Raw genomic sequence first — 8,296 nt, forward strand, 5'->3', positions numbered from 1 at the left:
TTTCAACACGGGGCGCAGGACCGCGGGGTCAGTCTGGAGGTGGTCGATGCCCTCTGGGAGCAGATTCTCTCCTTTGCCGGCTATTCGTTCTGCAAGCCCCACTCGGCATCCTATGCCTTGGTCAGCTGCAAGTCGGCTTATCTCAAAGCCCATTACCCGGCCGAGTTCATGGCCGCCGTGATCTCCAACCGGGGCGGCTTTTATTCCCCGGCGGCCTATATCTCCGAGGCCCGCCGCATGCACCTGGAGATCCTGCCGCCGGACATCAACCGCAGCACCGCCCATTACTACGGCCGGCGCCGCAGCCTGCGGGTCGGGCTGATGCAGATTGGCGGCCTCAGCCAGGCCGCCCTGAACACCTTACTGAAGGAGCGTCAGACACAGGGGGATTTTGTGGATTTTCAGGATTTCCTCGGCCGGGTGGCCATCGACCCGGCTGATATCCGCCTGCTGATCAAAGCCGGCTGTTTCGACGAACTGGAAGGGAAACAGCGCCGCCCGGCGTTGCTCTGGGAACTGCTCGCCCACCGCCGGACCGCTGCGACCGCGCAGGCCAGCCTGTTTGCCGCGCCGTCCCCGCCCCTTCCAATGCCGCCACCCTATGACGAGAAAACCGTCCTTGAGCAGGAGCAGGAAGCCCTCGGCATGCTGGTCTCCATCCATCCGCTGGTGCTCTACCCGGGTCCGGCTGGCGCGCCTCAACCCGGTCGACTCCAGTATGATGCTGCGCTGGACCGGCCGCCATGTCACCATGATCGGCTGGTGGGTCACGGGCAAAACCGTCCAGGATAAAAACGGCCGACCCATGGAGTTTGTCTCTTTTGAAGACCAGAGCGGCATCTATGACGCCACGTTCTTTCCGCAGGCCTATGCCCGCTTCTGTCGCAAGCTGACCAGGCGGCGCCCCTATGTGCTGAAAGGAAAGGTTGAAGAGGAGTTCGGCGTCCCCACCCTGACCGTGACCTGGATCGGTTTTTTGGAGGAAGTACCGGCAAAACCATCCGACCGCTCCGGAAAAGACCTACAATCAATGTAGAAACAGTGTTACAATCTCCAAAACAGCGTCTCAACATATTGAGATTAGTTGTCATCCGGAAACTTTGGATGGCAATCAAGAAGTTTTCAGATTGGAAACGAGCAGTTTTCCGTTGTGGCAAGAAAATCAAGGGCTTGCGCGGAGGCGTATATCGATACGCCGCACAAGGAAGTCCGTAGATTGACGTCGCTACAACGGAAAAAGCGCCGTTTCCGGATGAAAACGAGATAATATCGCTTTTCAATCCCTTAACAGACTTTTAAACAACAACCGACCGCTGAATCGCTTCATCCGCACTCCGGCACCTCGGTCATGCGGAGGTCGCTTCGCCACAATCGCTGCACCGGTCCCGGAAATAACCTGTTTCCAAACCGGCCAGCCCTGATCGACGGAGCAGTTATGGTTCGGAACAGCCGGAAAACCTTTTTAAGAGCAGCATTGGCCATATTACTGACCATCCTGCTGACAGCCTGCGCTGCGCCGAACCAGACCCGCCCCCAGGTTCATTTTGACGGCAACAACACCCAGGTGATCACCCTGACCCCCTATTATCTGCCCGACCCGCAGGAACAACGAGGCGATCATGCCTGGCAGCTGACCCTGAAGGTCTCCGACGGCAAACCCTACTTTGGCCTGATCAAGGCCCACAGCTTGCTCATCGATCCGCTGATCGCCTATGTCACCCAGCTTAATCTGCAACCAGGGCAAACGGTCGTCGTCCCCAAAACCCTGCAGCAGGCCGGCAGCCGGGGGCAAACCACAGTCCAGCTAGCCATAGCCGCCACTGGAGCGCTCAGCGGCAGCCTTGACTATGAAAACTATGCCGACAACTGCGGCCTGACCTACAACGCGGCGTTAACCGTCACCGGCAGCTCGATACAGCAACCGGCCAGCTGGAACTCAACCTCGACTATGCCCGGCTGCCTGCCCAATTGGAGCAGCGTCGCTTCTTATTAAGCGGACAGTTGCAGCTGACCATGAACGCCTACCAGGGCAAACAGCAGCGTTATCTGGTCCACAGCCGCATGCTGATCGATGAAGTGAACCAGCGCCAGGTGCAGTTGACAGACGGTCTGTTGAGTTGGGATCTGAGCGGACGCTATCCGGCTTTTTCCATAACCGGCACGGTGGCTATCCCGGAATTCGGCACCGCCGTAATTGTCACTGACAGCCCGTTGTTGAGCTATGCCAAGGATAGCCCGCCCTTTGACGGGGTATTGATTTTCAAGGGGGCAGAAGCCAGCTGGCGACGCCTGTATTTTCCGAAATCAACCGATCCGGGGGCTTTTCGCATCGACGGGTCTAACGGAATGAGAACCATGGGGAAATTTTAGCAGCTGTCCCGAATGGTGCTAATTTAAGCACTTTCGTAGCAAACTCGGGACTGTCCCAAGCCCTATCTGGGGCTGTCCCAGATGTTTGCGGCCCTTGGAACGCTGGCGGTTTGCACCGCGAGTTTGCGAGCCATGAAACTGTCGCGGTTCGCACCGCAAAGACCTGGGACAGCCCCCGGGCGGGGACAGTCCTGGTTTTGCTCGGAGACTCTGGATAGCAATCGTTAAATTTTCAGATTGGAAACGAGCAGTATTTCGTTGTGGCAATAAAATCAAGGGCCTGTGCGGAAATGTACAGCGCTACGCCGCACCAGCAAGGCCGCAGATTGACGCCGTGACAGCGGGTAAGTGCCGTGTCCGGATGTAAACTAGTCTTAATGAAATGCATTCATGGAGTCGCTAACTTTGCCATTGTGTCAACGCCCGACCGCCACTGTTTTTTCACCCGGCCCCCTGTCCTGGATCAGGGTCGTGGTCCTGGCCGTGCTGTTGCACCTGCTGCTGCCCGCCGCCGTCCGTGCCGCATCACCGCCGTCCGCGCCGAAAGCCAGCGTCTCCCTGGCCGAACTGCTGGAAGCCGCCGCGGTCAACAACCTGCAGCTGATTTCGGCCGACGCCCAGGTGCAACGCTACAACACCCGGATCGCCCTCATCGACAAACTGAACGAACCGCTGCTGGCCTTTTACTATCTCGATTTTCCGGTCGGCAATATCAGTCTTGGCGAGGCGGAGCGGATCAATCAGGCCCAGGCCGGCCCGGCGACCAAGGTCAACACCCGCAGTGTGCGGGGGAAAATTCTCACCGGCCGGGACATGATCGAAAACCAGGCGCTCTGGTTCGAGTATCGGGCTGCAGACCTGCGCCTGCAGGTGGTCAGCCAAGTTCGGGAAGCTTTTTTCAAGCTCTACTTCCTTGACAAAACCATTATCGCCACCGAAAACGGCATCGCCACCCTGGCCGAGCTGACCCAATCGGCCGCTGCCCAGTATGCGGTGGGAAACATCACCCAGACCGATGTCCTCAACCTGCAGGAGCAGCGCTACCGGCTCAAGGCTGAACTGCTGGAAAAGCAGCAACAACGCCGGGAACTGGCAACCCGGCTCAACTACCTGGCGGCGCGGCCGATCACCAGCCCCCTCGACCCATTTCTGGACAAAGATCTCGGCTATGACGACCTTGTCCTGCCCCGCTACACTGCAATCAACCTGATCTCCGGACTGTTTCAGAATCGCCCGCTGATGAAAGGCTACCAGGCCCTGGGCGGCCGTTTCCGGGCCATGCGCGGCATGGTCAAAATGTATTTCAACCGGGACCTTCAGGACGAAGCTTCCTTTGAAGCCGACAGCGGCTTGCGGGCGATCAAAGCCGAAGGAACCGATTTTTACAATGAGGTGTCAGCCGCTATTCAAACCACGATGACCGATCTGACCACCAATCGTGAGCTGGCCGACCTTTATGGCCGAGTCCTGATTCCCCAGGCGCGACAACTTTATCAACTCAGCCTGGCCGATTTTGAAGTCGGGCGGCGCGACTACCAGGCCCCCCTGACCGCCCTGCTCAGTTTGTTCCGCTATCAGGAAAAATACTACCAGGCCCTGACCGCCTTTCAGGTCGACATGGCCCGGCTGGAAGGGCTCAGTGGTATCGCTCTGAACACACCGGTCGTTGCAGCGGAAAGATATTGAGGATGCCGATATGAAATCTTACCTGGTCCTGACGCTCCTGCTGTTATTGGGCAGTCCCGTCCTGCCGCCGCAGCTAATCCCCCTGGACTGTTGCTATGCCGCCAGCGCAGCAACGCGCTACAGCTGCGGCATGCACCCCATGGTGATTGCGGATGAGCCCGGGCTGTGCCCCATCTGCGGGATGGAACTGACCCCGCTGCAGGCAGCGGACGGCGGAGTCGGCAGGACCGGAGAAAGAGTCATCAAGGTCGATCCGGTGACCGTTCAGAGGATGGCCCTGCGGACTGCAGCGGTCGAGCCGAGAATCCTTGCCCGCCGGATTCACACGGTCGGCCTGGTCGATTTTGCTGAGCCAAATCAATATGTCATCAACAGCAAGATCTCCGGCTGGATTGAAAAGCTCCATGTCAATGAAAGCGGTCAGCAGGTCGCCGCCGGTGCCCCACTGTTGGAGATCTACAGCCCCGCACTGGTCGCTGCCCAGGAAGAGCTGCTGCTGGCTTTGGACAGCTATCAACGTTTACAGGACAGCGCTTTTCCGGAGGTAAGAAAGGATGCGGAACGGCTCCTGAATGCCGCCCGACAGCGCCTGCGGCTGTGGGATATTCCGGATCGGCAGATCGCCCGGTTGGAAAAGACCGGCCGAGTCAGCAAGACTCTCCCCCTGGCCGCACCGGCATCAGGCATTGTTTCCCGCAAGCAGGTTCGGGAAGGTGAATTCGTTACGGCCGGCCGCGAGTTGCTGGAGATATCCGCCATCGACAATCTTTGGGTCTATGCCGATATCTATGAATACGAGATCTCCTGGGTCAAACCAGGGCTTCCTGCGCTGATCCAATTCCCCTTTGCCGAGCAGCCCGTAAGCGGCCTGATCAGCACGGTCTACCCCTATCTGGACGCAAAAACCCGCACCATCAAGGCGCGCATCGATCTGCCGAACCCCGGCCTGATCCTTAAACCGGACATGTATGCGGACGTCACCATCCTCTGCGCACCGTTCAAAGCCGCTTTGAGCATCCCGGCTGAAGCGGTGCTTTATACGGGAAAACGGGAAACCGTCTTCGTGGCCCTCGGCGAAGGCCGTTTCGAGCCGCGCCGGGTCCGCCTTGGTCAATATGACGAGGACGGTTACGTGGAAATCCTCGCCGGTCTCAACCTGGGCGAGCAGGTGGTGACCTCGGCCCAGTTCATGCTCGATTCGGAAAGCAAGCTGCAGGAAGCCCTGCAGAAAATGCTCGAACCGGAACCGGTGCCAAAGCAAGAGGCGCTGGAAGAACTCTTCTAGTAACAAAACTGACGGACGGTGGCGAAGCTATGCTGGAAAAACTCATCGAATGGTCGCTGCATAACAAATTCATCGTCATACTGCTGACTCTGGTCATGGTTCTGGCTGGTCTGTACAGCCTTCACAACATGCCCATCGATGCGCTGCCGGACCCTTCGGACGTGCAGGTGATCATCTATACCGAATACCCGGGGCAAGCCCCGCAGGTGGTCGAAGACCAGGTCACCTATCCGCTCACCTCCCAACTATTGTCGGTTCCCCACGCCAAGGTGGTGCGCGGTTATTCCTATTTCGGCATCTCTTTTGTCTATCTGATTTTCGACGAAGGGACCGATATCTACTGGGCCCGCTCCCGGGTTCTGGAATACCTCGACCAGGCAGCCAGAGCTCTCCCCCAGGGGGTTGCGCCGAGTCTTGGACCGGACGCCAGCGGGGTCGGCTGGATCTATCAGTATGCATTGCAGAGCGATCAGCATGATCTGCAGCAACTGCGCTCCATTCAGGACTGGTATCTGCGTTATCAGCTGGCCGCCGTCGACGGCGTTGCCGAGGTCGCCAGCATCGGCGGTTTTGTCAAACAGTATCAGATAGCCATTCAACCCAACCGGCTGCTCGCCTACCACCTGACCATTCCACAGATCGCCCGGGCGATCCGCTCCAGTAACAGCGATGTCGGCGGGCGGGTGCTGGAAATGGGGGAAACCGAATACATGATCCGCGGCCGCGGCTACCTCAAAGGGGTCGCGGACCTGGAACAGGTGGTGGTCGGCAAGGACGACAACGGCACCCCGATTCTGCTCCGCGATTTTGCCACGGTGACCCTGGGGCCTGAATTGCGCCGCGGTATCGCCGAGCTGGATGGGAACGGTGAAACAGTCGGCGGCATCATCGTCATGCGCTTTGGGGAGAACGCCCGCCAGACCATCGACCGGGTTAAAGCCAAGCTGGCCTCTTTGCAGAGCGGGCTGCCCGCCGGAGTCAGGATCGTGCCGGTCTATGACCGGGGCAACCTCATCGACCGCGCGGTCTGGACGTTAAAAGAGAAAGTCCTGGAAGAAAGCATCATCGTCGCCGTGATCACGGCGCTGTTCCTGTTCCATCTGCCGAGCGCCCTGGTGGCGATCGTCACCCTGCCCATCGCGATCCTGATGGCCTTTGTGATCATGTATCTGCAGGGGATCAATTCCAATATCATGAGCCTGGGCGGGATCGCCATCGCCATCGGCACAATGATCGATGCCGCTATCATCATGACCGAAAACGCTCACAAACATCTGGAACGGGACTCCGACCACAAGCCGCACTGGCAGATCATCTTGACCTCAGCCAAGGAAGTCGGACCAACGCTGTTCTTCTCCCTGCTGGTGATCACCGTTTCCTTTATCCCGGTTTTCGCCCTGCAGGAACAGTCCGGTCGGTTGTTCAAACCCCTCGCCTATACCAAAACCTATGCCATGGCCGCAGCCGCGCTGCTCTCGGTGACCCTGGTGCCGATTCTGATGGGCTGGTTTATTCGCGGCAAGATCAAGCCGGAAACCCACAATCCAATCAACCGGTTCTTTATCTGGATCTACCACCCGCTGGTCAATTTCGTCCTCAAGTGGCGCTGGCCGAGCCTGTTGCTGGCCCTGCTTTTAACCCTGTCGATTCTCTGGCCGCTACACCTGGCGCCCAGACCCCTCGGCAGCGAATTCATGCCTCCGCTGCAGGAGGGCGACCTGCTTTATATGCCAACCACCCTGCCGGGGATTTCCACCACCAAAGCACGTGAATTGCTCCAACAGACCGATCGGATCATTGCCTCTTTCCCTGAGGTCGCCAAAACCTTCGGTAAGATCGGCCGCGCCGAAACCGCTACCGACCCGGCCCCGCTGTCCATGCTGGAAACAACCATCATGCTCAAACCGCGCGAGCAATGGCGCCAGGTGCAACGTAAGCGCTTCTATTCGGACTGGCCGGCTGCCCTCGATTTCGTCAAAACCCCGCTGGCCTGGATCTGGCCGGAGCAAAGTCCCATCGATATCGACACCCTGGTCAACGAGTTGGACCGGGAAATCCAGTTCCCCGGCCTGACCAACGCCTGGACGATGCCGATCAGGGCACGCATCGACATGCTCTCCACCGGTATCAAAACCCCGGTCGGCATCAAAATCATGGGGGAGGATCTGCCCACCCTCTCTGCCCTCGGCGAGCAGATCGAAGCCCTGATGCGACAGCAGGAAGGAGCGCTCAGCGCCTACTCCGAACGTGCCGTGGGCGGCTATTACCTGGACTTTGTTGTCGATCGCCGCGCCGCCGCCCGCTACGGCCTGACCGTCGGCCAGGTTCAGGAGATCATCCAGACCGCCATCGGCGGCAGTAACATCACTCAGACCGTTGAAGGGCTGGAACGTTACCCGGTCAATCTGCGCTATCAGCGCGACTTCCGCAATGACCTGCCCGCCCTCAACCGGGTTCTGGTCCCGCTGGACGACGGTAGTCACGTCCCCATATCGCAACTGGCCCGGCTGGAAATACTCCAGGGGCCGCCAATGATCAAGAGCGAGAATGCCCGCCGCACGGTCTGGGTTTATGTTGACCTGCGCAATATCGATGTCGGCACCTTTGTGGCCGCAGCCCAACAGGCAGTAGCCGAGCAGATCAGCCTTCCCGAAGGGTACAGCCTGATCTGGAGCGGTCAGTATGAATATCTCCAGGCCGCTCACCAACGGCTGCAGCTGATCATCCCACTGACGTTGCTGCTGATTGTGCTGATCATCTACCTGAATACCAGATCGATCGCCAAAACATTGATCGTCCTGTTGGCCGTCCCCTTCTCCCTGGTTGGAGCTTTCTGGTTTCTGTATCTACTGGGCTATCATCTGTCTGTGGCGACCTGGATCGGGCTGATCGCCCTGGCCGGACTTGATGCCGAAACCGGCGTGGTCATGCTGCTTTATCTGGACCTCTCCCAGC

Annotated in this window: 7 protein-coding genes; all 7 read left to right on the forward strand. The window is 58.7% G+C overall.

Annotation, left to right across the window (positions count from 1 at the left end):
- On the forward strand, positions 1–792 hold a 792-nt coding region (locus tag N909_RS0116920), incomplete at its 5' end, for a helix-hairpin-helix domain-containing protein (RefSeq protein ID WP_029917322.1).
- The gene (locus tag N909_RS26215; RefSeq protein WP_245613628.1) at positions 719–1,036 is read left to right on the forward strand and encodes an OB-fold nucleic acid binding domain-containing protein; all 318 of its coding nucleotides are present in this window, start codon (positions 719–721) and stop codon (positions 1,034–1,036) included. The genes N909_RS0116920 and N909_RS26215, both read left to right, overlap by 74 nt.
- A gap of 399 nt (positions 1,037–1,435) precedes the next feature.
- Complete coding sequence (locus N909_RS0116930) at positions 1,436–1,993, forward strand: hypothetical protein (protein WP_029917324.1); 558 nt, start codon at positions 1,436–1,438, stop codon at positions 1,991–1,993.
- 20 nt (positions 1,994–2,013) lie between these two features.
- A complete protein-coding gene (locus tag N909_RS0116935) occupies positions 2,014–2,370 on the forward strand; it encodes a hypothetical protein (RefSeq protein WP_155005993.1) in 357 nt (118 codons plus the stop codon).
- A 390-nt stretch (positions 2,371–2,760) separates the two neighbouring features.
- Positions 2,761–4,056 carry a TolC family protein gene (locus N909_RS0116940; protein WP_084167795.1) on the forward strand — a complete coding sequence of 432 codons (1,296 nt, stop codon included), beginning with the start codon at positions 2,761–2,763 and terminating at the stop codon, positions 4,054–4,056.
- Between the two features lie 10 nt (positions 4,057–4,066).
- Complete coding sequence (locus N909_RS0116945; RefSeq protein ID WP_051689906.1) at positions 4,067–5,341, forward strand: efflux RND transporter periplasmic adaptor subunit; 1,275 nt, start codon at positions 4,067–4,069, stop codon at positions 5,339–5,341.
- A 29-nt stretch (positions 5,342–5,370) separates the two neighbouring features.
- On the forward strand, positions 5,371–8,296 hold a 2,926-nt coding region (locus tag N909_RS0116950; protein ID WP_029917328.1), incomplete at its 3' end, for an efflux RND transporter permease subunit.

It is taken from the genome of Pelobacter seleniigenes DSM 18267 (genome assembly GCF_000711225.1).
GTDB classification, from domain to species: domain Bacteria; phylum Desulfobacterota; class Desulfuromonadia; order Desulfuromonadales; family Geopsychrobacteraceae; genus Seleniibacterium; species Seleniibacterium seleniigenes.

What these genes read in the sequence shown, in the direction of transcription:
- N909_RS0116940 (WP_084167795.1), top strand. Translation starts at nt 2,761, where the DNA reads ATGGAGTCGCTAACTTTGCCATTGTGTCAACGCCCGACCGCCACTGTT.
- N909_RS0116935 (WP_155005993.1), top strand. Translation starts at nt 2,014, where the DNA reads ATGAACGCCTACCAGGGCAAACAGCAGCGTTATCTGGTCCACAGCCGC.
- N909_RS0116945 (WP_051689906.1), top strand. Translation starts at nt 4,067, where the DNA reads ATGAAATCTTACCTGGTCCTGACGCTCCTGCTGTTATTGGGCAGTCCC.
- N909_RS0116930 (WP_029917324.1), top strand. Translation starts at nt 1,436, where the DNA reads ATGGTTCGGAACAGCCGGAAAACCTTTTTAAGAGCAGCATTGGCCATA.
- N909_RS26215 (WP_245613628.1), top strand. Translation starts at nt 719, where the DNA reads ATGATGCTGCGCTGGACCGGCCGCCATGTCACCATGATCGGCTGGTGG.